24 protein-coding genes are annotated in these 24,712 nt (G+C 76.1%); 14 read left to right on the top strand and 10 right to left on the bottom strand.

Annotation, left to right across the window (positions count from 1 at the left end; all coding sequences use genetic code 11):
- Window position 1: 1 nt before the first annotated feature.
- Window positions 2-493, bottom strand: coding sequence for a ribose-5-phosphate isomerase (locus tag ACI8AB_RS00520; protein ID WP_456902482.1), 492 nt, complete (start codon window positions 491-493; stop codon window positions 2-4).
- Here ACI8AB_RS00520 and ACI8AB_RS00525 point away from each other — a divergent pair.
- A complete protein-coding gene (locus ACI8AB_RS00525) occupies window positions 492-1,193 on the top strand; it encodes a DUF429 domain-containing protein (RefSeq protein ID WP_456948530.1) in 702 nt (233 codons plus the stop codon). The two genes, ACI8AB_RS00520 and ACI8AB_RS00525, sit on opposite strands and share 2 nt — an antisense overlap.
- Complete coding sequence (locus tag ACI8AB_RS00530) at window positions 1,190-1,951, top strand: MBL fold metallo-hydrolase (RefSeq protein WP_456948531.1); 762 nt, start codon at window positions 1,190-1,192, stop codon at window positions 1,949-1,951. Before ACI8AB_RS00525 ends, ACI8AB_RS00530 begins: the two co-directional genes overlap by 4 nt.
- On the opposite strand, the gene ACI8AB_RS00535 is transcribed toward ACI8AB_RS00530, so the two are convergent.
- Both ACI8AB_RS00535 and ACI8AB_RS00540 read right to left on the bottom strand, forming a co-directional pair.
- Window positions 1,944-2,699 carry an SDR family oxidoreductase gene (locus ACI8AB_RS00535; RefSeq protein WP_387985487.1) on the bottom strand — a complete coding sequence of 252 codons (756 nt, stop codon included), beginning with the start codon at window positions 2,697-2,699 and terminating at the stop codon, window positions 1,944-1,946. The genes ACI8AB_RS00530 and ACI8AB_RS00535 overlap by 8 nt on opposite strands.
- Window positions 2,700-2,771: 72 nt before the next feature.
- Window positions 2,772-3,434 (bottom strand): mycothiol-dependent nitroreductase Rv2466c family protein, encoded by a 663-nt coding sequence (locus ACI8AB_RS00540; RefSeq protein ID WP_456948532.1) that lies wholly within the window; start codon window positions 3,432-3,434, stop codon window positions 2,772-2,774.
- 137 nt (window positions 3,435-3,571) lie between these two features.
- Between ACI8AB_RS00540 and pepN the strand changes: the two genes are divergently transcribed.
- Window positions 3,572-6,124, top strand: a complete 2,553-nt coding sequence (gene pepN, locus ACI8AB_RS00545; protein ID WP_456948533.1) for an aminopeptidase N — start codon at window positions 3,572-3,574, stop codon at window positions 6,122-6,124.
- A gap of 81 nt (window positions 6,125-6,205) precedes the next feature.
- Here the strand turns inward: pepN and ACI8AB_RS00550 are convergent, their stop codons facing one another.
- The 3 genes from ACI8AB_RS00550 to ACI8AB_RS00560 are packed head-to-tail and all read right to left on the bottom strand — an operon-like array spanning window position 6,206 to window position 8,562.
- On the bottom strand, window positions 6,206-6,658 hold the full coding sequence (locus ACI8AB_RS00550; RefSeq protein ID WP_387985495.1) for a DUF5130 family protein: 453 nt from the start codon (window positions 6,656-6,658) through the stop codon (window positions 6,206-6,208).
- 48 nt (window positions 6,659-6,706) lie between these two features.
- Window positions 6,707-7,093 (bottom strand): aa3-type cytochrome oxidase subunit CtaJ, encoded by a 387-nt coding sequence (ctaJ, locus tag ACI8AB_RS00555; RefSeq protein WP_456948534.1) that lies wholly within the window; start codon window positions 7,091-7,093, stop codon window positions 6,707-6,709.
- A gap of 29 nt (window positions 7,094-7,122) precedes the next feature.
- Window positions 7,123-8,562, bottom strand: coding sequence for an amidase (locus ACI8AB_RS00560; RefSeq protein WP_456948535.1), 1,440 nt, complete (start codon window positions 8,560-8,562; stop codon window positions 7,123-7,125).
- A gap of 38 nt (window positions 8,563-8,600) precedes the next feature.
- Here ACI8AB_RS00560 and kynU point away from each other — a divergent pair, with 38 nt between their 5' ends.
- Window positions 8,601-9,854: a kynureninase gene (gene kynU, locus ACI8AB_RS00565; protein WP_456948536.1), complete on the top strand. Its 1,254-nt coding sequence runs from the start codon at window positions 8,601-8,603 to the stop codon at window positions 9,852-9,854.
- Window positions 9,855-9,936: 82 nt separating this feature from the next.
- On the opposite strand, the gene ACI8AB_RS00570 is transcribed toward kynU, so the two are convergent.
- Both ACI8AB_RS00570 and ACI8AB_RS00575 read right to left on the bottom strand, forming a co-directional pair.
- Window positions 9,937-10,815, bottom strand: a complete 879-nt coding sequence (locus tag ACI8AB_RS00570; protein ID WP_456948537.1) for an SCO6745 family protein — start codon at window positions 10,813-10,815, stop codon at window positions 9,937-9,939.
- An 82-nt stretch (window positions 10,816-10,897) separates the two neighbouring features.
- Window positions 10,898-11,425: an HNH endonuclease gene (locus tag ACI8AB_RS00575; RefSeq protein WP_387985509.1), complete on the bottom strand. Its 528-nt coding sequence runs from the start codon at window positions 11,423-11,425 to the stop codon at window positions 10,898-10,900.
- A 227-nt stretch (window positions 11,426-11,652) separates the two neighbouring features.
- Here ACI8AB_RS00575 and ACI8AB_RS00580 point away from each other — a divergent pair, with 227 nt between their 5' ends.
- The 6 genes from ACI8AB_RS00580 (at window position 11,653) to ACI8AB_RS00605 (ending at window position 19,892) form a co-directional block, all read left to right on the top strand.
- Window positions 11,653-13,755 carry a prolyl oligopeptidase family serine peptidase gene (locus ACI8AB_RS00580; protein WP_456948538.1) on the top strand — a complete coding sequence of 701 codons (2,103 nt, stop codon included), beginning with the start codon at window positions 11,653-11,655 and terminating at the stop codon, window positions 13,753-13,755.
- Between the two features lie 53 nt (window positions 13,756-13,808).
- Window positions 13,809-14,819, top strand: coding sequence for a mechanosensitive ion channel family protein (locus ACI8AB_RS00585; protein ID WP_456948539.1), 1,011 nt, complete (start codon window positions 13,809-13,811; stop codon window positions 14,817-14,819).
- Window positions 14,816-16,126, top strand: coding sequence for an MFS transporter (locus tag ACI8AB_RS00590; protein ID WP_456948540.1), 1,311 nt, complete (start codon window positions 14,816-14,818; stop codon window positions 16,124-16,126). The genes ACI8AB_RS00585 and ACI8AB_RS00590 overlap by 4 nt, the downstream gene beginning before the upstream one ends.
- On the top strand, window positions 16,123-16,521 hold the full coding sequence (locus tag ACI8AB_RS00595; protein WP_387985520.1) for a globin: 399 nt from the start codon (window positions 16,123-16,125) through the stop codon (window positions 16,519-16,521). Before ACI8AB_RS00590 ends, ACI8AB_RS00595 begins: the two co-directional genes overlap by 4 nt.
- A 72-nt stretch (window positions 16,522-16,593) precedes the next feature.
- Window positions 16,594-18,186, top strand: a complete 1,593-nt coding sequence (locus ACI8AB_RS00600; RefSeq protein ID WP_456948541.1) for a glycoside hydrolase family 13 protein — start codon at window positions 16,594-16,596, stop codon at window positions 18,184-18,186.
- A gap of 152 nt (window positions 18,187-18,338) precedes the next feature.
- The gene (locus ACI8AB_RS00605) at window positions 18,339-19,892 is read left to right on the top strand and encodes an ATP-binding cassette domain-containing protein (RefSeq protein ID WP_456948542.1); all 1,554 of its coding nucleotides are present in this window, start codon (window positions 18,339-18,341) and stop codon (window positions 19,890-19,892) included.
- 79 nt (window positions 19,893-19,971) lie between these two features.
- On the opposite strand, the gene ACI8AB_RS00610 is transcribed toward ACI8AB_RS00605, so the two are convergent.
- The gene (locus ACI8AB_RS00610) at window positions 19,972-20,340 is read right to left on the bottom strand and encodes a hypothetical protein (RefSeq protein WP_387985528.1); all 369 of its coding nucleotides are present in this window, start codon (window positions 20,338-20,340) and stop codon (window positions 19,972-19,974) included.
- Window positions 20,341-20,977: 637 nt separating this feature from the next.
- On the opposite strand from ACI8AB_RS00610, the gene ACI8AB_RS00615 reads away from it, so the two are divergent.
- The 4 genes from ACI8AB_RS00615 to ACI8AB_RS00630 are packed head-to-tail and all read left to right on the top strand — an operon-like array spanning window position 20,978 to window position 23,464.
- Window positions 20,978-21,541 (top strand): biotin transporter BioY, encoded by a 564-nt coding sequence (locus ACI8AB_RS00615; protein ID WP_387985531.1) that lies wholly within the window; start codon window positions 20,978-20,980, stop codon window positions 21,539-21,541.
- Window positions 21,538-22,278 carry an energy-coupling factor ABC transporter ATP-binding protein gene (locus tag ACI8AB_RS00620; RefSeq protein ID WP_456948543.1) on the top strand — a complete coding sequence of 247 codons (741 nt, stop codon included), beginning with the start codon at window positions 21,538-21,540 and terminating at the stop codon, window positions 22,276-22,278. Before ACI8AB_RS00615 ends, ACI8AB_RS00620 begins: the two co-directional genes overlap by 4 nt.
- Window positions 22,275-22,940 carry an energy-coupling factor transporter transmembrane component T family protein gene (locus ACI8AB_RS00625; protein WP_387985536.1) on the top strand — a complete coding sequence of 222 codons (666 nt, stop codon included), beginning with the start codon at window positions 22,275-22,277 and terminating at the stop codon, window positions 22,938-22,940. The genes ACI8AB_RS00620 and ACI8AB_RS00625 overlap by 4 nt, the downstream gene beginning before the upstream one ends.
- Complete coding sequence (locus ACI8AB_RS00630) at window positions 22,937-23,464, top strand: MOSC domain-containing protein (protein ID WP_387985539.1); 528 nt, start codon at window positions 22,937-22,939, stop codon at window positions 23,462-23,464. Before ACI8AB_RS00625 ends, ACI8AB_RS00630 begins: the two co-directional genes overlap by 4 nt.
- 4 nt (window positions 23,465-23,468) lie before the next feature.
- Here ACI8AB_RS00630 and ACI8AB_RS00635 read toward each other — a convergent pair whose 3' ends face one another.
- Complete coding sequence (locus ACI8AB_RS00635) at window positions 23,469-24,593, bottom strand: class I SAM-dependent methyltransferase (protein ID WP_456948544.1); 1,125 nt, start codon at window positions 24,591-24,593, stop codon at window positions 23,469-23,471.
- Window positions 24,594-24,712: the final 119 nt, after the last annotated feature.

The raw sequence follows: 24,712 nt of genomic DNA on the forward strand, positions 1-24,712 counted from the left end.
GTCAGACCACGTCGCCGCGGGTGGGGAGGCCGCCGGCGGGACGGTGCCGGTTCTGCTCGTAGTCGTGGATCAGCCCGATCCGGCGGACGTGCCGCTCGTCGTGGCTGAACGGCGTCCGGAGGAACTCGAGCACCAGCGCGGTGGCCTCCTCGATGGAGTGCTGGCGGGCGCCGATCGAGACGACGTTGGCGTCGTTGTGCTGCCGGGCGAGCTGGGCGGTCTCGGTGTTCCACACCAGCGCCGCGCGCACGCCGGGCACCTTGTTCGCCGCGATCTGCTCGCCGTTGCCCGAGCCGCCGATGACCACGCCGAGGCTGCCCGGCTCGGTGACCACGCGCTCGCCGACCTCGAAGCAGAACGGCGGGTAGTCGTCCTGCGGGTGGTACTCGAAGGCGCCGCAGTCGACCGGCTCGTGCCCGGCCTCGGTGAGCGCCTGCTTGAGGTGCTCCTTGAAGTCCAGCCCGGCGTGGTCGGTGCCGACGAAGACGCGCATGCGCCGAGTCTGTCAGGGTCGGGTGGTGGCGGTGCTCGGGGTGGACGGCTGGCGCGGGGCCTGGGTCGGCGCGCTGCTCGACGGCCGCAGGGTGCGGTTGCTCCACCTCGGCGACGCCGCGGCGGTCCTCGCGGTGCCGGACGTCGACGTCGTCGCCGTCGACATGCCCATCGGCCTGTCCGACGACGGTGTGCGGACCTGCGACGTCGCCGCGCGGGACGAGCTGCGCGGCCGCGGCGCCGCCGGCTCGGTGTTCCCCGCCCCCGTGCGCCCGGTCCTGGCCGCGCGGGACTACGCGCACGCCCGTGAGCTCTCGATCGCGGCGACCGGCGGGCGCTCGCTGTCGGCGCAGTCGTTCCGGCTGACGCGCTCCATCCGCGACCTCGACGACGCCCTCGGCGACCCGTCTGACCCCCGCGTGCACGAGGTCCACCCCGAGCTGGCGTTCCGCGCCCTCGACGAACGCGTGCGCGATCCGAAGGCGAGCGCCCGGGGCCAGGGTCAACGCCTGCGCGCACTCCAGCCGGTCATGGACGTCCTGGACGCGCTGTCCGAGGCGCCGGCAGGCATCCCGGCGGTCGACGCGCTCGACGCCTGCGCCGCCGCCTGGTCGGCCCGGCGGATCGCCGACGGCGCCGCGGAGTGCGTGGGCGACGGCTCGCTCGACGCCCGCGGCCGGCCGATGCGCATCTGCTGGTGACGTTCACCGAGGTCGCCGACGGCGTCTTCGTCCGCCGGCACGGGTCGCTGGACCTCAACTGCGGACTGGTCGTCGGCGACGGCGCCTGCCTCGTCGTCGACACCCGCTCCTCCCCCGCCGAGGCCGCCGACCTCGCCGCCGCCGTGCGCCGGGTGACCCCGCACCCGTGGACCGTGGTCAACACCCACGCCCACTACGACCACTGTTTCGGCAACACCGCGTTCCGGCCGGCGACGGTGTGGGGCACGCGCGGCTGCGCCGCGGACCTGCTGGCGACCGGTGAGGCGCAGCGCGCGGCCCGGGTCGCGGAGCTGCTGGCGGCCGGGGACGACGAGGCCGCGGCGCAGGTGCGGCGGGCGCCGCTGGACCCGCCGGACGCGCTGGTCGACGACGTCGCGGTGCTCGACGTGGGCGGCGTCGAGGTGGTGCTGCGCTTCCTCGGCCGGGGGCACACCGGGCACGACCTGGTCGTGGAGGTGGAGGACGGCACCGTCTTCGCCGGGGACCTGGTCGAGGAGGGCGCCCCGCCGGCGTTCGAGGACGCCTTCCCGGCCGAGTGGCCCGCGACGCTGGGCCGGCTGCACGCGCTGGCCCGCGGGCCGGTCGTCCCCGGCCACGGCGCGGTGGTGGACGCGGACTTCGTCGGAGCCCAGCGCGAGGAGCTGCTGGCGGTGCTGGCCGCCGTCCGGGCCGGCCGGCTGGACCGCGGCCCCTACGACGAGGCGGCGATGCGGGCCGCCGCCTCCCGCCTCACGTGAGGCGGCGCACCACCGGCAGCGGGAGCACGCGCAGCAGCGCCGACACCGGCCGCCACGGCCACTCGGGCACGTAGGCCCGCACCGGCTCCCGCTCGATCGCGGCGACGAGCGCGTCGACGCCGGTGTCGAGGTCGACGGTGAACGGGCCGCGGCGGCCGACGTTGATGTCGGTCTCGATGTAGCCGGGCAGCACCGTGGTGACCCGGATGCCGGTGCCGAGCAGGTCCGACCGGATGCCCTCGGCGAGCGCGTTGAGCGCGGCCTTGCTGGCGCCGTAGGCGGTGCGGGTGCCGCGCATCCCCCGGACCGAGGCGACCGAGCTGACGACGACGAGGTGGCCCGACCCCTGCGCGCGGAAAAGCTCGACGGCGGCCTCGCACTGGGCGTGGGTGCCGAGGACGTTGGTGAACAGCGTCGCGCGGTTGGCCCAGCCGGCGCCGGTGCCCACCGACGCGCCCTTGCCGATGCCGGCGTTGGCGACGAACCGGTCGACGCCGCCCAGCTCCGCGGCCAGCGCCGGGACGCCCTCGGCCACGGCCGTCGCGTCGTCGACGTCGAGGGCCGCGGTGACCACCCGGATGCCGGGGTGCGCGGCGAGCAGCTCGTCGCGCAGCTCCTCCAGCAGGTGCTCGCGGCGGGCGGCCAGCGCGAGGTCCCGGCCGCGCGCGGCGAAGCGGCGGGCCATGCCCATGCCCAGCCCGGAGCTGGCGCCGGTGATCAGGATGCGCTGGCGGGTCGGTCGCGGCACGCCCGGCAGCATGCCAGCCGTGCACTTCCGCGGACCCGCCCGGTGCGGGTCCGCGGAGGTGCACGGGCGGGTTCAGGTGTTCCTCAGCTCCAGGGCGTCGGCCGGCACCGAGTCCATGGCCGGGCCCGACGTGCGGGTCCGCTTGAGCTCCCAGAAGTCCGGCAGGTTGGCCAGCAGCACGGCGCCGTCGAAGGCCCGCCCGGCGTCCTCGCCCGTGGGCACCCTGCTGATGACCGGGCCGAAGAACGCGACGCCGTCGATGTGCATGACCGGGGTGCCCACGTCGTCGCCGACCGGGTCCATGCCGGCGTGGTGGCTCTCCTCCAGCGCCTCGTCGTGGTCGGTGGAGGTCGCCGCCTCGGCCAGCTCGGCCGGCAGGCCGACGCGCTCGAGCGCGGGGGCGATCAGCTCGTCGAGCTCCCTGCCCTCGTGGTGCCGCAGCGTGCCCATGGCCGTGTAGAGGTCCCCGAGGACCTCGTCGCCGTGCTTCTCGGCGGCGGCGATCGCGACCCGCACCGGGCCCCACGCCTGCTCCATCATCTCCTGGTACTCCTCCGGCAGGTCGCGCCCGCGGTTGAGCACCGCCAGTGACATGACGTGCCAGTGCAGGTCGATGTCGCGCACCTTCGCCGCCTCCAGGACCCAGCGGCTGGTCAGCCAGGCCCAGGGACACAGCGGGTCGAACCAGAAGTCCACCCGGGCCCTGGTCGGGGCGCTCTGCACTGCCTCGGTCATCGATCGCTCTCCTCTGGTCCGTCGTCCTCGGGGCCGGGGTCGCACCTCCGGCCACTGCCCGCTGCCAAGTGCCCCGTCCGGCCGGTTGTTCCCGGTGCCCTGCGGGCGTGTCGGCCGTCCGTGGCAGGCTGCCGGGCGTGGCCGTACCCAACCTGACCCGCGACGACGCCGCCGCCCGCGCCCGCCTGCTCGACGTCGACAGCTACGACCTCCGCTTCGACCTCACCGACGGTGAGGGGCGACCGGGCAGCGGGACCTTCCGCTCGACGACGACGGTGCGGTTCACCTGCCGCGAGCCCGGCGCCGCCTCGTTCGTCGACCTGGTCGCCGGGACCGTCCGGTCCGCCACGCTCAACGGGGTCGAGCTCGACGTCTCCACCTACACCGAGGAGGGCGGCCTGCCGCTGCCCGACCTCGCCGCCGACAACACGCTCGTCGTCGACGCCGACTGCCGGTACTCCAACACCGGCGAGGGCCTGCACCGCTTCGAGGACCCCGAGGACGGGCACGTCTACCTCTACACGCACTTCGAGCCGGCCGAGGCCAAGCGCGTGTTCGCCTGCTTCGACCAGCCCGACCTCAAGGGCACCTACGAGGTGCACGTCGTCGCGCCGTTCGACTGGCAGGTGGTGTCCAACACCGGCGGCCGCACGATCGAGGCCGGGCCGGCGGGCTCGCAGCTGGTGCACTTCGAGCCGACCAAGCGGCTGTCGACCTACCTGGTCGCGCTGATCGCCGGCCCCTACGCGCGGGTGACCGACTGCTACGAGGACGTCCCGCTCGGGCTGTACTGCCGCGCGTCGCTGGCGAAGCACCTGGACCCGGAGGAGCTGTTCCGGGTCACCAAGCAGGGCTTCGAGTTCTTCCAGCGGGTGTTCGACTACCCGTACCCGTTTGACAAGTACGACCAGCTGTTCGTGCCGGAGTTCAACGCCGGCGCCATGGAGAACGCGGGCGCGGTCACCGTGCTGGAGGACTACGTCTTCCGGTCGCGGACCAGCCGGGCGCGCTACGAGCGGCGCGCCGAGACGGTGCTGCACGAGCTGGCGCACATGTGGTTCGGCGACCTCGTGACCATGCGCTGGTGGGACGACCTGTGGCTCAACGAGTCCTTCGCCACCTACATCTCCACGCTGTGCCAGGCCGAGGCCACCGAGTACACGACCGCCTGGACGACGTTCGCCAACACCGAGAAGGCCTGGGCCTACGCGCAGGACCAGCTGCCGTCGACCCACCCGATCGCCGCGGACATGGTCGACGTGGCCGCCGTCGAGGTGAACTTCGACGGGATCACCTACGCCAAGGGCGCCTCGGTGCTCAAGCAGCTGGTGGCCTACGTCGGCCGGGAGGAGTTCCTCGCCGGGATCCGCCGCTACTTCCGCACCCACGAGTACGGCAACACCACGCTGGCCGACCTGCTCGACCCGCTGTCGGAGGCCACCGGCCGCGACCTCACCGAGTGGTCGGCGCAGTGGCTGGAGACCAGCCAGGTCAACACCCTGCGCCCGGTGTACGAGCTCACCGACGACGGCCGCTACGCCTCGTTCGCCATCGAGCAGACCGCCGTCCCCGAGCACCCCGTGCTGCGCCGGCACCGGCTGGCCGTGGGCCTGTACGACCGCGGACCGGACGGGCTGACCCGCACCACCCGGGTCGAGCTGGACGTCGACGGCGAGCGCACCGAGGTCGCCGAGCTGGCCGGGCACCCGGTGGCGGACCTGGTGCTGGTCAACGACGACGACCTCACCTACGCCAAGCTCCGCCTCGACGACCGCTCGCTGGCCACGCTGCGCGAGGCGATCGGCACGGTCCCGGACTCCCTCGCCCGCGCGCTGTGCTGGGCCGCCGCCTGGGACATGACCCGCGACGCCGAGCTGCCCGCCCGCGAGTGGGTGCAGCTGGTGCTGGCCGGCATCGACGCCGAGACCGAGATCAGCGTGGTGCAGTCGCTGCTGGCCCGGGTGCAGTCCGCGCTGACCTCGTACGCCGACCCGGCGTGGGCCGAGACCGGGTGGGCCGCGCTGGCGGACAAGGCGCTGCAGGCGCTGGAGTCGGCCGAGCCGGGCAGTGACGAGCAGCTGCAGTGGTCGCGCACCCTGGCCGCCGCGGCCCGAACCGAGGAGCACGCCGCGGTGCTGCGCGGGCTGCTCGACGGCTCCCGCACCGTCGAGGGCCTGACCGTCGACGCCGACGCCCGGTGGGCGTTCCTCAACGGCCTGGTGGCCATCGGCGCCTCCGGCGACGCCGAGATCGACGCCGAGGCCGAGCGGGACGCCACCGCCACCGGGATCCGGCGCGCGGCGACCGCGCGGGCGCTGCGCCCGACCGCGGAGGCCAAGGCCGAGGCGTGGCACCGGGCGTTCCACGACCCGGAGATCCCCAACGCCGTGCACGAGGCGCTGGTGGCGGGCTTCTGGCACCCGGCGCAGCGGGAGCTCACCGCGGAGTACGTGGACCGGTACTTCACCGAGTGCGGTCCGATGTGGGTGCGCCGGCCCGGCGAGATCGCGAAGAACGCCGTGCAGTACCTGTTCCCGTCGGTGGTCGAGGAGCGGACGCTGCAGGCCGCCGACAGGTGGCTCGGCCAGGAGGGGCACCCCGCGCCGCTGCGCCGGCTGGTCTCCGAGGGCCGCGACGGCATCGCCCGCGCGCTGCGCAACCGGGCGCGGGACGCCGCCGCCGGCGCCTGACCCGCTGGACGCGAGAGGCCCAGGACCCGGCGGGTCCTGGGCCTCTCGCGTCCACCAGTGGTGGGGGCAGGGGGTCCTTCGTCAGTGGGTGCGGGCGCCGCGGGGGTGGCCGGCCTGGTCGGACAGCTGCCGCAGGCCGTTGACGATCCCGCCGACGAGGTCGCCGGAGGCGAAGGAGTTCGTCATCGACAGCACCGCGAGCGCGCACGCCCGGTCGGGCAGCCGGCGGGCGGCCGAGGCGCCGGTGACGACCTCGATGACCCGCTGCCCGGGTGAGACGGCCAGCAGCACGGACTCGGCCGGGTCGCCGCCGCGGGCGTGCAGCTCCTCGGCGCGGATGCGGGTCTTGGGCCCGAGGTCGCCGATGTAGAGCGTGAACCGCAGGCCGGTCTCGCGCGAGGACATCGTCAGCGCCTCGTCGAGCCGCGCCAGCTCGCGGTAGCTGAAGATCGTGTCGTAGCCCTCGTCGGCCCGGTTGGGCGCGGTGTCGACCGTCCCGGTGTCGTGGGCGTCGGCGTCCAAGACGCGGGTCATCGCCGGCCTCCTGAGGCGGTCGCGAGGTGGATGGGTGTCACGGGGCGGTCACCAGGTGCCGCGGGCGCCGCCGAGCGGGCCGCCGGCGGACGGGGCCGGCGCACCGGCGGAGACGGCGGTCGCGCCGTGCGAGCCGCCGGCGATCACGTGCGAGCCGGTGGTGGTCCCGGAGCCGCCGCGGCCGGACCCGGTGGACGCGGTCTCGCCGTACAGCGAGGACCCGACGGCCTGGGTGTCGCCCTGGCCGGCGGCGTGCGTCGGGGCGTCCTTCGGCTGCGGCTCGTACCAGACCGGCTCGTGCTCCCAGGGCTGACCCGGCTTGTACCGGACGCCCTGGCGCTTGCGCCCGCCCGGCAGGTAGGTCAGCGCCCACAGGAGGACGAACACCGCCAGCGGGGCCACGAGGAAGACGAGCAGGGTCTCGACGACGGTCACGCCCGGAATCTACCGCCCTCCGTGATCACCTATGCGTACGCGTCCCAGCCCGGCGGGTGGCGGTGCGCCCACGGCCGGGCCTGCTCCAGCTGGGCGGCGAGGGCGACCAGCGTGACCTCGTCCGCGGGCCGCCCCACGAGCATCGTCCCGACCGGCAGGCCGTCGCCGGTCCAGTGCAGGGGAACGCTGACGGCGGGCTGGCCGGTGACGTTGTAGAGCGCGGTGAACGCGGCGTACCGCTTGTTGCGCTCGAAGTCCTCGGCGCCGTCGCCGTCGGCGTCGAACCAGCCCAGCGGCCGCGGCGTCATCGTCGTCACCGGGGCGACGAGGACGTCGAACCCGTCGGTGGCCTCGACGTAGCGGCGGGCGAACAACCGGAGGGCACCCAGGGCCTCCATCGCCGCCTGCGCCGACAGGGCCAGCCCGCGGGCGCGCAGCTCCCGGGTGAGCGGCCGCAGCTCCCCCACCCGGCCCGGCGGCACCGGCAGCGTGGTCCCCGACAGCGACCACACCCGCTCGAAGGCGCCGAGCACGTCCGGGGCCACCAGGCCGGGCGGGACGTCGACCACCTCGTGCCCGAGGTCGGTGAGCAGCGCGGTGGCGTCGTCGAGGGCCGCGGCCACCTCGGGCTGCAGCACCGTGCCGGGCATCGGGGACTCCAGCGCGCGACCGATCCGCAGCCGCCCGGGCGGCCGGTCCGCGGCGGCGAGGAACGTCTCCCCCGGCGGCAGCGGCGGCGCCCAGGCGAAGTCGCCGGTGACCGGGCCGGCCATGGCGTCGAGCATCGCGGCGGCGTCGCGGACGGTGCGGGCCAGCGGCCCGTTGGTGCCCAGCCCGGTGACGTCGCTGCCCAGCGGCCCGTTGCTGATCCGCCCGCGGGTCGGCTTGATGCCGAACAGCCCGTTGATGCTGGCCGGGATGCGGATCGAGCCGCCGCCGTCGCTGCCCTGGGCGAAGGGCACCATGCCGGCGGCGACCGCCACCGCCGCGCCGCCGCTGGACCCGCCGGCCAGCCGGGTGGGGTCCCACGGGCAGCGGGCGGGGCCGGCGAGGTCGTTGTCGGTGTAGCAGGGGTAGCCGAACTCCGGGGTGTTGGTCTTGCCCAGGCTGATCGTCCCGGCGGCGGCGAGCTTGGTGACGACGGCGTCGTCGACCTGGGGCACGAAGTCGGCGAACACCGCGGAGCCGAAGGTGGTGCGCACGCCGGCGGTGTTGTTGAGGTCCTTGATCGCCGTCGGCACGCCGAGCAGGGGCGGCAGGTCGCCGCCGCGGAGCACCCGGGCCTCGGCCTCGGCCGCCGCGGCCAGCGCCCGCTCGGGCGTGACGGTGACGAAGGCGCCCAGGCCGGCGTCGAGGGCCTCGACGCGGGCGAGGGCCGCCTCCACCAGCTCGACGGGGCTGACCGTCCGGTCCCGGACGGCGGCCGCCTGCTCCAGCGCGGTGAGCTCGTGCACCTGCGTACCGGTCACGGGCGGCGACGGTAGCCCCGCCCGGTAGACACGTCGCCGTGTCCCTCTCCCGCGCGCACGCCGAGGCCCTCGACGACGCCGACCCGCTGGCCGGGTTCCGCGCCCGCTTCGCCGGCGTCGACGACGGCCTGCTCTACCTGGACGGCAACTCGCTGGGCCGGATGCCCGTCGACACCCCGGCGGCGCTGGCGCGGGTGGCCGAGCAGGAGTGGGGCCGCGGGCTGGTCGGGTCGTGGTCGTCGTGGATCGACGTCGGCACGCGGGTCGGCGACGTCATCGGCACCGGCGTCCTCGGCGCCCGGCCCGGCGAGGTGCTGCTCAGCGACTCGACCACCGTCGACCTCTACAAGCTGCTCGTCGCCGCGGCCGACGCCCGCCCGGGCCGGGACGTGCTGGTCTGCTGCGCCGACGACTTCCCCACCGACCGGTACGTCGTCGCCGGGGTCGCCGCCGCCCGCGGGATGACCGTGCGGGAGGTGCCCGCCGACGTCGACGAGGGCCTGGACCCGGCGGTGCTCGCGGCGGCGCTGGACGAGCGGGTCGCCGTCGTCGTGCTGTCCGCGGTCGCCTACCGCTCGGGCGCGCTGGCCGACGTCGCGGCGGTGACGACGGCGGCCCGCGACGCCGGGGCGCTGGTCGTCTGGGACCTCTCGCACGCGGCGGGCGCGGTGGAGCTGGACCTGACCGCGAGCGGCGTCGACCTCGCCGTCGGGTGCACGTACAAGTACCTGGGCGGTGGGCCGGGAGCGCCGGCGTTCCTCTTCGTGCGGCGGGAGCTGCAGGAGACGCTGCGCCAGCCGATCTGGGGGTGGTTCGGCCAGCGCGACCAGTTCGCGATGGGACCGGCCTACGACCCGGTGCCCGGCGTCGGGCGGTTCGCCACCGGGACGCCGCCGGTGCTCGCCGCCGCGGCGGTCGAGGTGGGGGCGCGCCTGGTGGCCGAGGCCGGCACCGACCGGCTGGCGGCGAAGGGGCGGGCGCTGACCGGGCTGCTGGTCGACCTCGCCGACGCGCACCTGGTGCCGCACGGCGTGGCGCTGGCCAGCCCGCGCGACCCGGCGCGGCGGGGGTCGCACGTCACGCTCGCCCACCCGCACGCCTGGCAGCTGACCCGGGCGCTGGTCGACCGCGGGGTGGTGCCGGACTTCCGCACGCCCGACCGCGTGCGCCTGGGCCCCGCGCCGCTGTACACGAGGTTCGTCGACGTCTGGGACGCCGTCGACCGGTTCCGCGCCCTGCTCGAGGACGGCGGCTGGGCCGCCTACCCCGAGGAGCGCGCCCGCGTCACGTGACGAAGGACCCTCGTCCCCCCACCGCTCGCGCGCTCGCGGCGGGACCCTGCACGAGGGCCGGGTCCAGCACGTCGCCAGGTGCTCAGTCGGCCTCGGGTGGGACGCCGATCGGGTTGCGGTCGGGGAAGAGACCGGCGGCGACGACGGCGCGGCGCAGCGGCACGAGGAGCTCGGCGAGCCGGTCGCAGCGCGTGTCGCCGAGCGTCCGCCACGGGCCGAGCGCGAGTCGGTCGGTGTCGGCCTCGATCGCGGTGACCATCGCCAGGCCCTCCGCGGACAGCCCCACGTCGTCGGGCCCGCTGCCGTCGAGCCAGCCGCGCCGGGCGAGCTCGTCGGCGGCGGCCGCCCACGCGTCGTCGCCCCAGCCGCGCGCCTTCTGCAGCCATTCCCGGTCGACCCGGCCGGCGGCGGCCACCAGCACGTGCGCGCCGACGCCGGACACCTCCCGGCCGAGCAGCGCCGCGTTGTGCCCGTCGCCGCGGTACTCCCGCAGCGTGGTGAGCGCCTGCCACAGCGCCAGGTGCGGCTCGTCCGGCTCGGCCACCGCCGCGTTCGCCGCCGCCAACGGCCGGCCCGGCAGGTCGACCGCCTCGGCGGCGATGCGCGCCAGCTCCGCGGCCTCCGCGGCCTCGGCCGAGGACGCCCACTCGCCCAGCACCCGGTGCACGACGGCGTCGACGGCGGCCAGCCGGACGCGCAGCGCCTGCTCCGGCGTCACCGCCGACCAGACGCCGGGCACCCGGCGGGCGACGAACGACGGCGCGAAGTTGTAGAACGCCGCCGTGACCACCGCCGGCCCCACCGGCCCGAGCGGCGCGGCGCGCAGCGCGAAGTACGTGGCCCAGAAGCCGGACAGCCCGGCCTCCCCGGCCGCGGACCGCGCCTCGTCGGCGAAGTAGGTGACCGCGTGGTACGGCTCGCCCAGCGCCCACAGCCGCCGGGCGGTGCCCGCGGAGGTCACGGGGTCCTCCTCCGGCCGCTCGCCGGCCCCGTCCAGGGGCCCGGCCCGGGCCTGCGACGGACGGGGAGGACGGGGTCCTCCCTCATGCGGAGACGCTCTCCGGCATCCCCAGCCACTCCCGCCAGCGGGGGTCCACGGTGCGTGCACCGAGCAGCCGCCAGGCCGCGCCGCTCGGCGTCCGCGGCGGGTGCGGCAGCTTCCACCCGAGCTCGGCCAGCGACCGGTCGGCCTTGGTGTGGTTGCACTTCCGGCAGGCGGCCACCACGTTGTCCCACGTGTGCGTGCCGCCGCGGCTGCGCGGGACGACGTGGTCGATGCTCGTGGCCGACCCGCCGCAGTAGACGCAGGTCTGCCCGTCGCGGGTGAACACCGCCCGCCGGGACAGGGGCACCTGCGCGGGGTAGGGCACCCGCACGAAGCGGGTGAGCCGCACGACCACCGGGACGGCGAGGGCCACCCGCTCGGCGTGCACCACCTCCGCGGAGTCGTCCACCGGGACCGCCTTCTCGGCCAGGACCAGGACGATCGCGCGGCGGCTGGAGACCACGCACAGGGGTTCGTAGGTGGCGTTGAGCAGCAGCGTGGCCGACGCCGTGCCGGACGAGGGCACGGGCAGCCGGGGGACGGGGACGGGGTCGCGCCGCGGACCTGGGTGGCCCGCCGGCGACGACCCGGACGCGGAACGCGACACGGATCACCTCCGACGCCCCGGACCGCCGTACCGGGGCGGCCGCACAGGGCTGTGCCCATCCTGCCCTGACCTGCGCCTCCGGCGCGCGGGGAAACGATTCCGGAGGGTGCCGGGGCGCCGACGGGGGCGCCGTTACGGTGGTGCGGGTGCGCTACCCCGACGCCGAGAGACTCGACCTGGTCGAGGACCTGCACGGTCACCGCGTGGCCGACCCCTACCGCTGGCTCGAGGACCCCGACGACCCGCGGACGCAGGCGTGGACCGCCGGCCAGGACGCCCTCACCGCCGACGTCCTCGGCGCCCTCCCCCTGCGGGCCGACCTCGCCGCCCGGCTCGAGCGGCTGGTGCACGCCGGCGCCGTCGGCGTCCCGGTGCACCGCGGCGGCCGCGCCTTCTCCACCCGCCGCGACCCCGGCCAGGAACACGCCGTCCTGCGGGTGCGCGAGGCCGACGGCAGCGTGCGCGTGCTGGTCGACCCGATGGCCGTCGACCCCTCCGGGACGACGACGCTCGACGCCTGGGCGCCGTCGTGGGAGGGCGACCGGCTGGCCTACCAGCTGTCCACCGGCGGCGACGAGGAGTCGCGGCTGTACGTCCTCGACGTCGCCACCGGCGAGCGGCTCGACGGCCCGGTCGACCGCTGCCGCTACTCCCCCGTCGCCTGGCTGCCCGGCGGCGAGGAGCTGTTCTACGTCCGCCGCCTCGCACCCGACCAGGTGCCCGCCGGTGAGGAGCAGTTCCACCGCCGGGTGTGGCGCCACCGGGTCGGCGCCGACCCCGGCGACGACGTCCTGGTGCACGGCGAGGGTCTGGACCCGACCAACTACTACGGCGTGCGCACCAGCCGCGACGGCCGCTGGCTGGTCGTCTCCGCGTCGGCCGGCACCGCCCCGCGCGACGACGTCTGGCTGGCCGACCTGAACAGCTCTGCACCCAGCACCCGCCCACCCCTGCAGGGGCTCCAGGTCGGCGTCGACGCGCAGACCGCCGCCTGGGTGGCCCGCGACGGCCGGCTGTGGCTGCTCAGCGACTGCGGCGCCCCGCGCTGGCGGCTCGCCGTCGCCGACCCGGCCGACCCGGCCACCTGGGCGGTGGAGGCGTGGGCCGACGTCGTCCCGCAGGCCGAGGACGGCGTGCTGTCCGACGTCGCGCTGGTCGACGGCGCCGACGGCTCGCTGCAGGTGCTCGCCGTCCACTCGGTCGACGCCACCGACCGGCTCTCCGTCTGGGCCGGCGACGGCTCCGGCCGGCTGGCCGAGGTGACCGGCCTGGGCGTCGGCAGCGTTTCCGGGGTCAGCGCCCCGCCGGAGGGCGGCACCACCGCCTGGGTCGGCTGGACCGACCACTCCACCCCGCCGTCGGTGCTGCGCTGGGACGCCGCCGAGCCGACGGCGCTCACCGAGGACGAGCGCGCCCCGGTGGCCGGCGAGGTGCCGGAGGTGACCGTCGTGGAGACGCACGCCACCTCGCGCGACGGGACGCCGGTGCACCTGTTCGTGGTGTCGCGCACCGGCGAGCCGGACACCCCGCGGCCGACCGTCCTCTACGGCTACGGCGGGTTCAACGTCGCGCTCACCCCGTCCTACTCGGCGCAGGCGCTGGCCTGGGTGGCCGCGGGCGGGGTGTGGGCGGTGGCCAACCTGCGCGGCGGCTCCGAGCACGGCGAGGAGTGGCACCGCGCCGGCATGCGGGAGCGCAAGCAGAACGTCTTCGACGACTTCGCCGCGGCCGGCGAGCACCTGGTCGCCCAGGGGTGGACGACGCACGGGCAGCTCGCGGTGATGGGCGGCTCGAACGGCGGCCTGCTGGTGGGCGCCACCCTGACCCAGCGGCCGGACCTCGCCGCGGGCGTCGTCTGCAGCGCGCCGCTGCTGGACATGGTCCGGTACGAGCGCTTCGGCCTGGGTCGCACCTGGAACGACGAGTACGGCACCGCCGAGGACCCGGAGGAGCTCGGCTGGCTGCTCGGCTACTCGCCGTACCACGCCGTCCGAGGGGGCGCCGCCTACCCGGCGACGCTGTTCACGACCTTCGAGTCCGACACCCGCGTGGACCCGCTGCACGCCCGCAAGCTCGCCGCCGCGCTGCAGGCCGCCACCAGCGCCGACGCGCCGGTGCTGCTGCGGCGGGAGACGTCGGTCGGCCACGGCGCCCGGGCGGTCAGCCGCACCGTCGGCCTGGCCGCGGACCAGCTGGCCTTCCTCGCCGCCGCGACCGGCCTGTCCGGATGGCGCGCGGATCACTCCTGATCCGTCGCTCCGACCTGACACCATGGACAGTGATGACTGCTCCACCCTCCGTAGTGACCGCCGCTGCTGACAGCGGGCTCGCCGGCTCCATGCCCGACTGCGTCTCCGACCCGACGACGCTGTGCGCCAAGGTCTACGAGCTGTCCGGCATCGACTGGCTGGCGAACAACGCCGAGGCGCTGATCGAGAAGCCGGCGAAGATCCTGCTCGTCGTGGTGATGGCCGCGGTCGTCCGGCTGCTGCTGCACCGGGCGATCCGGCGGCTGACCGACCGCACCGCCACCGGGTCGATGCCGACGATCCTGCGGCCGCTGCGCAACCGCGCGGCCGCCGGCGGCGGCGACCCGCTCGAGCAGGTGGCCGCCCGGCGCACCCAGCGCGCCGAGGCGATCGGGTCGGTGCTGCGCAGCTTCGCCTCGTTCGTCGTCATGGGCATCGCCGTCGTCCTCGTGCTCGGCGAGCTCGGCATCAACCTGGCGCCGATCGTGGCCAGCGCCGGCGTCGTCGGCGTCGCGCTCGGCTTCGGCGCGCAGAACCTGATCAAGGACTTCATCGCCGGGATCGGGATCATCCTCGAGGACCAGTACGGCGTCGGCGACGTCGTCGACCTCGGCGAGGCCAGCGGGACGGTCGAGGCCGTGGGCCTGCGGATCACCCGGCTGCGCGACGTCAACGGCGTCGTCTGGTACGCCCGCAACGGCGAGATCCTGCGCGTGGGCAACAAGAGCCAGGGCTACGCGCAGGTGGTCATCGACATGCCCGTCGCGCACGACACCGACCTCGAGCGCTGCCGCACCGTGATGCAGGAGGTCGCCGACGCGATGTACGCCGAGGACGAGTGGGCCGCGGTGCTGCTGGCCGAGCCCGAGTCCCTCGGCGTCGAGCAGATCCTCTCGGAGGGCGTCTTCATGCGGGTGCAGGTGCGCTCGACCAACGCCGACCAGTGGCGGGTCGGCCGCGAGCTGCGCATGCGGCTCAAGGAGCGGTTCGTCGCCGAGGGCATCAAGACCCCGCCCCCGCTGATCGGCGCGTCCTCCGGCGCCGCGGCCGCCGGCGCCCGATGAGCACCGGGGACGGTCGCCGCGCGACCTCCGAGGGGAGGGCCACCGACCGGGCGAGCTTCCGCGCGGTCTTCGCCGTCCGCGAGTTCCGGCCGCTGTTCGGCACCTACACGCTGTCGACCATCGGCGACGAGCTCGCGCGGGTGGCCCTGACCGTCCTCGTCTACCAGCGCACCGACTCGCCGCTGCTCTCGGCGTTCACCTTCGCGCTGGGCTTCCTGCCGTGGGCGCTCGGCGGCCCGGTGCTGGCGACCGTCGCCGACCGGTTCCCGCGGCACCGGGTGCTGATCACCAGCGACGTCGTCCGCGCGGTCCTGGTCGCCGGGATGGCGGTCCCCGGGACGCCGCTGCCGCTGCTGCTGGTCCTGCTGTTCCTCGTCGCGCTGTGCGCGCCGCCGTTCGAGTCGGCGCGCTCGGCGCTGATGGCCGACGTCCTGGAGGGCGAGCGCTACGCCGTCGCCACCTCCCTGACCAACGTCAGCCTGCAGGTGGCGCAGGTGGTCGGGTTCCTCGCCGCCGGCGGGCTGGTCACCGTGCTCGACCCCTCGGTGGTGCTGCTCGTCAACGCGGCCACCTTCGCCGTGTCCGCCGTGTGGCTGACCCTCGGGCTGCAGCGGCGGCCGGCGCCGACGGAGGAGCTCGCGGCGCCGTCGTCGGTGTGGCGGGAGGCCGGCGAGGGGCTGCGGCTGATCGGGGGCAGCCCGCGGCTGGTGGCGATCATCGCGCTGCTGTGGGTCGGCACGCTGTTCGCCAACGCCGCCGAGGGCATCGCCGCCCCGCTGACCGACGAGCTCGGCGAGCGCGCGGTCCAGGTGGGCGTGCTGCTGGCGGCCAACCCGCTCGGGGTCACCGTCGGCGGCCTGGTGGTCGCCCGCTTCCTCGGGACGGCGCGCAGCGACCGGCTGATGCCGGTGCTGGTGGGCCTGTCGCTCGCGCCGGTGCTGCTGGCCGGCCTGGTCGCCGTGACCGCGGGCCCGGGCCGGGGCGCGTTCGCCGCCGTCGTCGGGCTGATGTTCGTCGCCGGGCTCGGCGCCTCCTGGACCATCCCGCTCAACGTCGCCTTCGTGCAGGCGGTGCCGCCGGCCTACCGGGGCCGGGCCTTCGGCGTCGCGGTCAGCGGGCTCTACGGCATCCAGGGCGTCGGTGCGCTGGCCGCGGGGCTCGCCGCCGAGGGGCTGTCGCCCGGCGCCGTCGTCGCGCTGACCGGCGGGATCGGGCTGGTCGCGGTCGTGCCGCCGCTGCTCGCCTACGGCCGCACCCGGACCCTCGTGGCGGGGGACCGCCCGGCTGCGGGACCATCGGTGTCATGAGCGAGGCGACCCGGTCCCTGCCGTCGGCGCGGACCTTCTACGAGGAGGTCGGCGGAGAGCCGACCTTCCGGCGGCTCGTCGCCCGCTTCTACGCCGGCGTCAAGGCCGACCCGGTGCTCGCGCCGCTCTACCCCCAGGACGACTGGGAGGGCGCCGAGACCCGCCTGCGGCGCTTCCTCGAGCAGTACTGGGGCGGCCCCACCACCTACTCGCAGGAGCGCGGGCACCCGCGCCTGCGGATGCGGCACGCCCCGTTCGCCATCGGCCCGGCCGAGCGCGACGCGTGGCTGCGGCACATGCGGGACGCCGTCGACACCCTCGACCTCACCGAGGAGCAGGACGCCACCCTGTGGGGCTACCTGCAGATGGCCGCCCGCAGCATGCAGAACCGGTAAGGACCCCGTCCCCCTCACGCCTCGCAGGCTCGGCGCGAGCCTCCGGACGGGGCCGCAACAGCAAGGAGCCCGGTGAGTTCCCTCACCCCTGTCCGCCCGTTCCGCCGCACCGACGCCGACTGGTGGCGCGACGCGGTCTTCTACCAGGTCTACATCCGCAGCTTCGCCGACGGCAGCGGCGACGGCGTCGGCGACCTCGCCGGCATCCGCGCCCGGCTGCCGCACCTGGTCGACCTCGGCGTCGACGCGCTGTGGATCACGCCCTTCTACCCCTCGCCGATGGCCGACCACGGCTACGACGTCGCCGACCCGCGCGACGTCGAGCCGGTGTTCGGCGACCTCGCCGAGTTCGACGCGCTGCTGGCCGAGGCGCACGCGGCCGGCATCCGGGTGACGGTCGACCTGGTGCCCAACCACACCTCCCACCGGCACGAGTGGTTCGAGGCGGCCCTTGCCGCCGGCCCCGGCTCGCCCGAGCGGGCGCGCTACCTGTTCCGGGACGGCCGCGGGCCCGACGGCGCCGAGCCGCCGAACAACTGGCCGTCGGTCTTCGGCGGGCCGGCGTGGTCGCGGGTGCCCGACGGCCAGTGGTACCTGCACATCTTCGCGCCCGAGCAGCCCGACCTGGACTTCACCAACCCCGAGGTGCTCGCCGACCTCGAGGAGACCATGCGGTTCTGGCTCGACCGCGGCGTCGACGGCTTCCGCATCGACGTCGCCCACGGCATGGCCAAGCCCGACGGCCTGCCCGACATGGAGCCCATGGAGGACACCGGGCTGCTCGACGACCACGGCCCGGGCGACCACCGGTTCGACAACGACGGGGTGCACGAGGTGCACCGGCGCATCCGCGCCGTCCTCGACGAGTACCCCTGCACCATGGCCGTCGGCGAGGTGTGGGTCTCCGACGACGACCGCCTGGCCGACTACCTGCGCGCCGACGAGCTGCAGCTGGCCTTCAACTTCAAGCTGCTCACCGCCGACTGGGACGCCGACGACCTCCGCGACGCCGTCGTCCACTCGCTGGAGTCGGTGGCCCACGTCCCGGCGCCGGCCTGCTGGGTGCTGTCCAACCACGACCGGCCCCGGCACGTGACCCGCTACGGCGGCGGCGAGCTGGGCACCCGGCGGGCGCGGGCCGCGGCGCTGCTGCAGCTCGCGCTGCCCGGCGCGGCCTACGTCTACAACGGCGACGAGCTCGGCATGCCCGACGTCGACCTGCCCGACGAGGTGCTGCAGGACCCGATCTGGGAGCGGTCCGGGCACACCGAGCGCGGCCGCGACGCCTGCCGCGTCCCGGTGCCGTGGTCGGGCACCGAGCCCTCCTACGGCTTCTCGGCGCAGCGGGACACCTGGCTGCCGATGCCCGGGGGCTGGGGGCCGCTGACCGCCGAGGCGCAGGCCGCGGACCCGTCGTCGGTGCTGTCGCTGTACCGGGCCGCGCTGGCGCTGCGGGCGTCGTCGCCGGCCTTCACCGGCGAGTCGCTGGACTGGCTGCCCGCCCCCGAGGGGTGCCTCGCGTTCCGCCGTCCCGGCGGGCTGGTGTGCCTGGTGAACCTCTCCGCGCAGGCCGTGCCGCTGCCCGAGGGCCGGGTCCTGCTGGCCAGCGCCGACGTGGCCGGCGGCGCCCTGCCGACCGACTCGGCGGTCTGGCTGCAGGCGTGAGCGGGGCGGGCGCGGCGCCCTCCGCTCCGGGAGGCGCCGCGCCCGCACGCGGGTAGCATCGGATCCGGAACTGAGCGTCACGGGGGGACGCTGACGCCGCGGTCGACCGACCCCGTGTCGGCGGCCCTGTGCCGGGGGAGGCGCGCCCACCGATGACGTTGCTGCAGGTCCAGGGCCTGACGAAGTCCTTCGGGGCCCGCCGCGTCCTGCGGGACGTCTCCTTCACCATCGACGAGGGCGAGATCGTCGGGCTCGTCGGCACCAACGGGGCCGGCAAGTCCACCCTCGGTGACGTCATCGCCGGCATCACCCCCGCCGACGCCGGCTCCATGACGCTGCAGGGTCACCCCTACGCGCCGCTGTCGGCCGACGACGCCCGCCACCTCGGCGTCGGCGTCGTCGAGCAGCTGGTCCACATCGACCCGGCGCTCACCGTCGCGCAGGCGGTCTTCCGCGGCACGACCCAGGCCGGGCTGCCGCCGCGGGAGCTGCGCCGGCAGGCGCAGGTGCTGCTCGCCGAGGTCGCCCTCGACGTCGACCCGGACACCCCCGTCGGGGACCTGCCGCACTTCGTGCACGGCCTCGTCGAGACCGCCCGCGTGCTCGCCGAGGACACCCGGCTCGTGGTGCTCGACGAGGTGTCGGCGCCGCTGCTGCCCTCGGAGGTGGGCCGCCTGCACGCCGTCGCCGGCCGGCTGAGCCGGCAGGGCCGCGGCGTCCTGTACATCAGCCACCGGCTGCCCGAGATGCTCGAGGTGGTCGACCGGGTGCTCGTCCTGCGCGACGGGCGGATCGCCCTCGACGCGCCGGCCGACCGGCTGGACCCGGTGCGGCTGGCCGCGGAGACCGTCGGCGAGCCGGTGACGCCGCCGGAGCCCCGGGTGGCCTCGGCGCCCGAGCCCGCGGCGGCCGGGCCCACGGCGGCCGAGGAGGCCCCCGTGCGCCTCTCGCCGCGGCTGGTGCCCTCCGACGAGGTGGTGCTGCGGGTCCGCAACCTGCGGGTGCCGGGCGCGGTCGAGGGCGTCGACCTGCTGCTGCGCCGCGGCGAGGTGATCGGCCTGACCGGGCACCGGTCCTCCGGCGTCCGCGAGATCGCCGGCGCGCTGTCCGGGGAGCTGCCGGCGGTCACCGACGAGCTGCAGCTGTTCGGCGAGGAGCGCTCGCTCGGGTCCTCCGCGGACGGCCCGGCGCTGGAGCTGCCGGTGTACCGCCCGGACGAGGACGCCTACGGCGTGGACCCCGGCGAGACGATCGCCCGGACGATGACCCAGGAGGCCTGGGGCTCGCTGTCGGACCTGCGCACGGAGATCGCCCGGCTGCGCGGGGTCATCCGCACCGTGCACCAGATGGACGTGAAGACGCTGAGCATCCGCACGGTGTTCGGCGCGCTGTCCGGCGGCGACCAGCACAAGCTCGCGCTCGCCCGGTGGATGTCGGAGTGCGCGCGCGACGTCGTCGTCCTCCACGAGCCCACCCGGGGCCTGGACGTGCGGGCCCGGCGGCAGGTCCGCCGGCTGCTGGACGAGGCGACCGCGCACGGGACCTCGGTCGTCGTCGTGTCGGTGGACCCCGACGAGCTGGCCGAGTGCTGCGACCGGGTCGGCATCGTCGCCGGCGGCCGCGTCGCCCGGTGGATCGACACCGGCGAGCTCGCCGTCGACGCGGTGCGCGACCGCATCGTCGAGGCCGCCACGGCGGCCGCCTGACGACCGGGCTCGGTCACCGGGCCGCCGCGCCGGCACCCTCCCCGGCCCCCCGTCCGGGTCGGGTGCCGACGCCGCCGGCTCAGACGCTGACGGTCGCCGCGACCGCGCGCAGCTTGTGCCGCGCCAGCGCCAGGTTGGCGGTGACGCGGTTGAGCACGAGGTAGATGAACAGGCCGGCGTTGCCCTGCCCCTTGAGCACGTTGATCAGGTGGTACTGGCTCTGCAGCGTGATGAGGATGTCCTCGACCTCGTCCTTGAGCTCGAGGTCGTTGATCGTGCGCAGCTTGGCGCGCACGACGTTGGAGTTGCCGGCGGCCGCGACGTTGAGGTCGAAGCCGGGCGTGCCGCCGGACGCGAGGGCCATGCCGCTGTCGATGTCGACGATCGCGGCGCCGCTGGCGCCCTCGATCGCGAGCAGGTCCGCGATGACGGTGTCGAGTGAGGCCATGGGAAGGGCTCCTGTCGTCTCGAGAGGGGGACGCAGCGACGGGCTGCGCACCGGGCCGGGAGGCGGCCCGGGTCGACCGGACGGGCCGGGCGTCTGGGGAGGCACGGCGTCCTGCGGCGGCTCGGCCGCCGGGGCGTCGTGTGCCGCACCCGGCGGGGCCGGGGGCGGCGTGGGTCGGGGCGCCGGCCGGGTGACCGGCTCCTCGACGGCGGGTGGCGGGGGCTCGGGCGGGGGCTCGGGCGGGGGCTCGGGCGGGGGCTCGGGCGGAGGTGCCGCCGCGGCGGGCCGGGCGGCGCCGGCGCGCCCGGGCCACGGGTCCCGGTGCGGCTCCCGGGCGGGCTCGGAGGTGGGGTCCCGCGGTTCGTGACGTCCCCGCGACCACAGTGACGCCCACCACCCGGTTGCCATGCAGATTCCGCCTGTTCCTCGCCTCCGCCGAAGGCCTCAGCGATCCCAGAAAACACGTCGCGCGCGGCCCGGGCAAACCGGCGGACGTATCTGCAGGTGAGCGCCCGGACACCGACGGCGACGGGCCCGGCGGGGTCCCGGGACGCCCGCCGGGCCGGTCCCGCGCGCCCCTCGGGTACCTTCCGCGGGGACCGCGCGGGCCCGTCCCGCTGCCTGTGGAGGAGACGCCGTGAAGACCCGGGACCTGGCCTACGTCGCCCTCTTCGCCGCGATCATCGCCGCGCTGGGGACCCTGCCGGCGATCAACGTGGGGCCGGTGCCGATCACCGCGCAGACCCTCGGCGTCATGCTGGCCGGCAGCGTCCTGGGTGCCCGCCGCGGCTTCCTCGCCGTCCTGCTGTTCCTGGTCCTGGTGGCGGTCGGGCTGCCGCTGCTGGCCAGCGGCGCCGGCGGCCTGGCGCCCTTCGCCGGCGCCACGGCCGGGTACCTCTACAGCTGGCCGCTCGCCGCGTTCGTCGTCGGCTGGCTGACCGAGCGGGTCTGGGACCGCTACAACGTCGGCTGGGGCCTGGTGGCCAACGTCGTCGGCGGGATCGTCGTGGTCTACGCCGTGGGCGTCCCGGTGCTCAAGGCCGTGGCCGGGCTCGACTGGGGCACCGCGCTGTGGACCGGCGCCGCCGTCTTCATCCCCGGCGACCTGTTCAAGGCCTTCGTCGCCGCGGCCGTCGCCGACGTCGTCCGGCGCAGCTACCCCGTCATCGACCGTCCCCGCCGGGCGGCCGGCACCCGGTGAGGCTCCGCCGTCCCGGTCCGGCGCCCGCCGCGGACGAGCTCGCCGAGCCGGGGCGCGGCATCGAGCTGCGCGGCGTCGGGCACCGGTACGGCGAGCGGGTGGTGCTCGAGGACCTCGACCTCACCCTGACCGAGCCGCGGGTCGGCGTCGTCGGTGCCAACGGCTCGGGCAAGAGCACCTTCGCCCGCCTGCTCAACGGCCTGGTCGTGCCCACCGAGGGGCGGGTGCTGGTCGACGGGCTGGACACCCGCACCCAGGTGCGCGCCGTGCGGCGCCGCGTCGGGTTCGTCTTCCAGGACCCCGACGCGCAGATCGTGCACCCCACGGTCGCCGAGGACGTCGCCTACGGGCTGGAGAACCAGGGCGTCCCGCCGGACGAGCGGGCCGCCCGCGTCGCCGAGGTGCTGGCCCGCTACGGCCTGGCCGGGCACGCCGACCACCCCGCGCACCTGCTGTCGGGTGGGCAGAAGCAGCTGCTGGCCATCGCCGGCGTGCTGGTCATGCGCCCCGCCCGCATCGTGTTCGACGAGCCGACGACGCTGCTGGACCTGGTCAACGCCCGGCGGGTGGCCGGGCTGATCGCCGGGCTGGAGCAGCAGGTGGTCGTCGTCACCCACCAGCTGGACCTGCTCGACGGCTTCGACCGGGTGCTGGTCGTCGACCGCGGCCGGGTGGTGGAGGACGCCGCCCCCGGCCCGGCCGTGGCCGCCTACCGCGCGCTGATGGCCGGCCGGTGACCCTCGCGCTGTACGTCCCGCGGGACGGCGTCGTCCACCGGCTGCCGGCCGGGGCGAAGCTGCTCGCCCTCGCCGTCCTCGCCGTCGCGCTGTTCTGGCTGCCGACGCTGACGGCGGCCGGTGTGGCCCTGGCGGGCGTGCTGGCCGTCGGGCTGCTGGTGGCCCGGCTGCCGGTCGCGGTGCTGGCGCGGCAGGCGCGGGCGGTGCTGTGGTGGGTGCTGGCGCTGCTGGTCGTGCACGCGCTGACCACCGACCTGCGCACCGGCGCGCACGTCGGGCTGCGCCTGCTCACGCTGGTGCTGGCCGCGGCCGTGGTGACGGCGACGACGCGGGTGAGCGCGATGGTGGCGGTGGTCGAGCGGCTGGCCGCCCCGCTGCGGCTGGTCGGGGTGCGGCCGGCACGGGTCGGGCTGGTGGTCACCATGGCGCTGCGGTTCATCCCGGTGCTCGTCGAGCGGGCGGACCGCATCCGGGAGGCGCAGGCGGCCCGCGGCGGCTCCCCGCACGGCCTGCGCGGGCTGCGGACGACGGTCGCCCCGCTGCTGGTGCAGGTCCTGCAGATGGCCCACGACGTGAGCGAGGCGCTGGACGCCCGCGGCGCCGACGACGCCCCGCCCCCGCGCCGCCGCCGGCGCTCCCCCGCCCCGGAGGTCCCGCGATGACCGTCCTCGAGATCTGGACGACCCCGGCCGCCGCCGCGCCCATGCGGCGGGTCCCCGCCGGGCGGCTGCTGGCCGGGCGCGGGCTGGAGGGTGACCGCTACGCCCTCGGCGGCGGCACGTGGGCGCGCTACCCGGACCTGGAGAAGCAGCTCACGCTGATCGACGCCGACGACGTCGCGGCGGTCGCGGACGAGGTCGGCGTGCCGCTGACGCCCGGGGACACCCGCCGCAACCTGGTCACCACCGGGGTCGACCTGCCCTCGCTGGTGGGCCGGTGGTTCGCCGTCGGCGACGCGCTGCTGTTCGGGGTGAAGCGCTGCCCGCCGTGCGCGCACCTCGAGCGGCTCACCGGCGCCCGGCTGGTGAAGGCGATGGTGCACCGCGGCGGGATCAACGCGGCGGTGTTCGCGGGGGCGGGGATCGCCGAGGGCGCCGTCGTCCGGCCGGTGCCGGAGGAGGAGGCCGCCCGCCGGGGGGCGCCCACGGGGGCGGACCGGCCGGTGCCGCGGATCGTGGCCGGCTGAGGGCTCAGACCAGCCGGTAGAAGCGGAAGACCTCGTCCCGGACGTCGAGCACCTCGACGTCGGTGAAGCCCGCCTCGCGCGCGTACCGGCGCAGCGTGGCCGGCCGCATGACGGTCCCGGTCGCGGCCGAGGGCCGGGTCGAGAGCCCGTCGGGCAGGCAGCACACCAGGCTGTAGCCGTACATCAGCCGCTCGACGTCGTCGCCGGGGGCGGTGAACTCCTCGGCCACCCGCTCGTCCACGACGAGGACCGCGCCGCCGTCCCCGGCCAGCCGCCGCATGGCCGCGAGCACCGCCACGGGGTCGGCCAGGTCGTGCACGCACTCGAAGGCCGTGACGACGTCGTAGGTGCCCGACACCGTCGCGGCGTCGGTGACGGCGAACCGGACCCGGTCGGCGACCCCGGCCTCGGCCGCGTTGCGGCGGGCCGCCTCCACCGACGGCGCGTCGACGTCGAAGCCGTCGACGGTCGCCGCGGGGTAGGCCAGCGCGATGCCGATCGAGGACCAGCCGTACCCGCAGCCGACGTCGGCGACCCGGCCGCCGCGCCGCAGCGCCGCGTCGACGTCGGGGATCGACGGGAGGTGCTCGCGCCCCAGCGGGCCGAGGAACAGCGGCCGGTTCGCGGCGGCCTGCGCCTCCCGGACGTCGGCGCCCTGCCGCGCCCAGGAGATGCCGCCGCCGGTGCGGTGCACCTCGGCCAGTGCGTCGGCCTGCCGGCCGGCCGCGACGGCGAAGCGGACCAGCGGGAGGAGGTGGTCGCCGCTGAGGACGTCGAGCAGGGGGGCGCGGTGGCCGGGCGGGAGGGTGAAGCGGCGGGCCCGCGCGTCGCCGGGGCGGTCGGGGTCGTCGGCGGCGGTGAGGATCCCGGTGACGGCCTGCTGCTCCAGCCACTCGCGCACGTAGCGCTCCGCCGTCCCGGTGCACCCGGCCATCTCGGCGGAGGTGAGCGCGTCGCCGTCGGCGAGGGCCCGGTAGTAGCCGAGCCGGTCGCCGATCACGATCGCCTGGGCGTCGAGGCAGGCCAGCACGGTGTCGAACAGGCGCCCGGCGAGGGCCTCGGTGGCCGTGTCGGTGGCCGTGTCGGTGGCCGTGTCGTCGACGGCGGGTGCGCGGGTGTCGGTGGTCATCGCGGACGGGCTCCTCTCGGGTGGCCCCGGCCGGTCGGCCGACCGCGCCGGCGGTCGCGATCCTGCCGTGGCCGGGCGCCCGTCGTCCGCCCGCGGACCGTCCCGCCGGCGCGGAACCC

Source organism: Geodermatophilus sp. SYSU D00698 (assembly GCF_054050335.1).

Excerpts from the sequence above, each read along its gene's own strand:
- ACI8AB_RS00525 (WP_456948530.1), top strand. The coding sequence starts at position 492 with ATGCGCCGAGTCTGTCAGGGTCGGGTGGTGGCGGTGCTCGGGGTGGAC.
- ACI8AB_RS00520 (WP_456902482.1), bottom strand. The coding sequence starts at position 493 with ATGCGCGTCTTCGTCGGCACCGACCACGCCGGGCTGGACTTCAAGGAG.
- ACI8AB_RS00540 (WP_456948532.1), bottom strand. The coding sequence starts at position 3,434 with ATGACCGAGGCAGTGCAGAGCGCCCCGACCAGGGCCCGGGTGGACTTC.
- ACI8AB_RS00550 (WP_387985495.1), bottom strand. The coding sequence starts at position 6,658 with ATGACCCGCGTCTTGGACGCCGACGCCCACGACACCGGGACGGTCGAC.
- ACI8AB_RS00590 (WP_456948540.1), top strand. The coding sequence starts at position 14,816 with ATGAGCACCGGGGACGGTCGCCGCGCGACCTCCGAGGGGAGGGCCACC.
- ACI8AB_RS00595 (WP_387985520.1), top strand. The coding sequence starts at position 16,123 with ATGAGCGAGGCGACCCGGTCCCTGCCGTCGGCGCGGACCTTCTACGAG.
- ACI8AB_RS00605 (WP_456948542.1), top strand. The coding sequence starts at position 18,339 with ATGACGTTGCTGCAGGTCCAGGGCCTGACGAAGTCCTTCGGGGCCCGC.
- ACI8AB_RS00610 (WP_387985528.1), bottom strand. The coding sequence starts at position 20,340 with ATGGCCTCACTCGACACCGTCATCGCGGACCTGCTCGCGATCGAGGGC.
- ACI8AB_RS00630 (WP_387985539.1), top strand. The coding sequence starts at position 22,937 with ATGACCGTCCTCGAGATCTGGACGACCCCGGCCGCCGCCGCGCCCATG.
- ACI8AB_RS00635 (WP_456948544.1), bottom strand. The coding sequence starts at position 24,593 with ATGACCACCGACACCCGCGCACCCGCCGTCGACGACACGGCCACCGAC.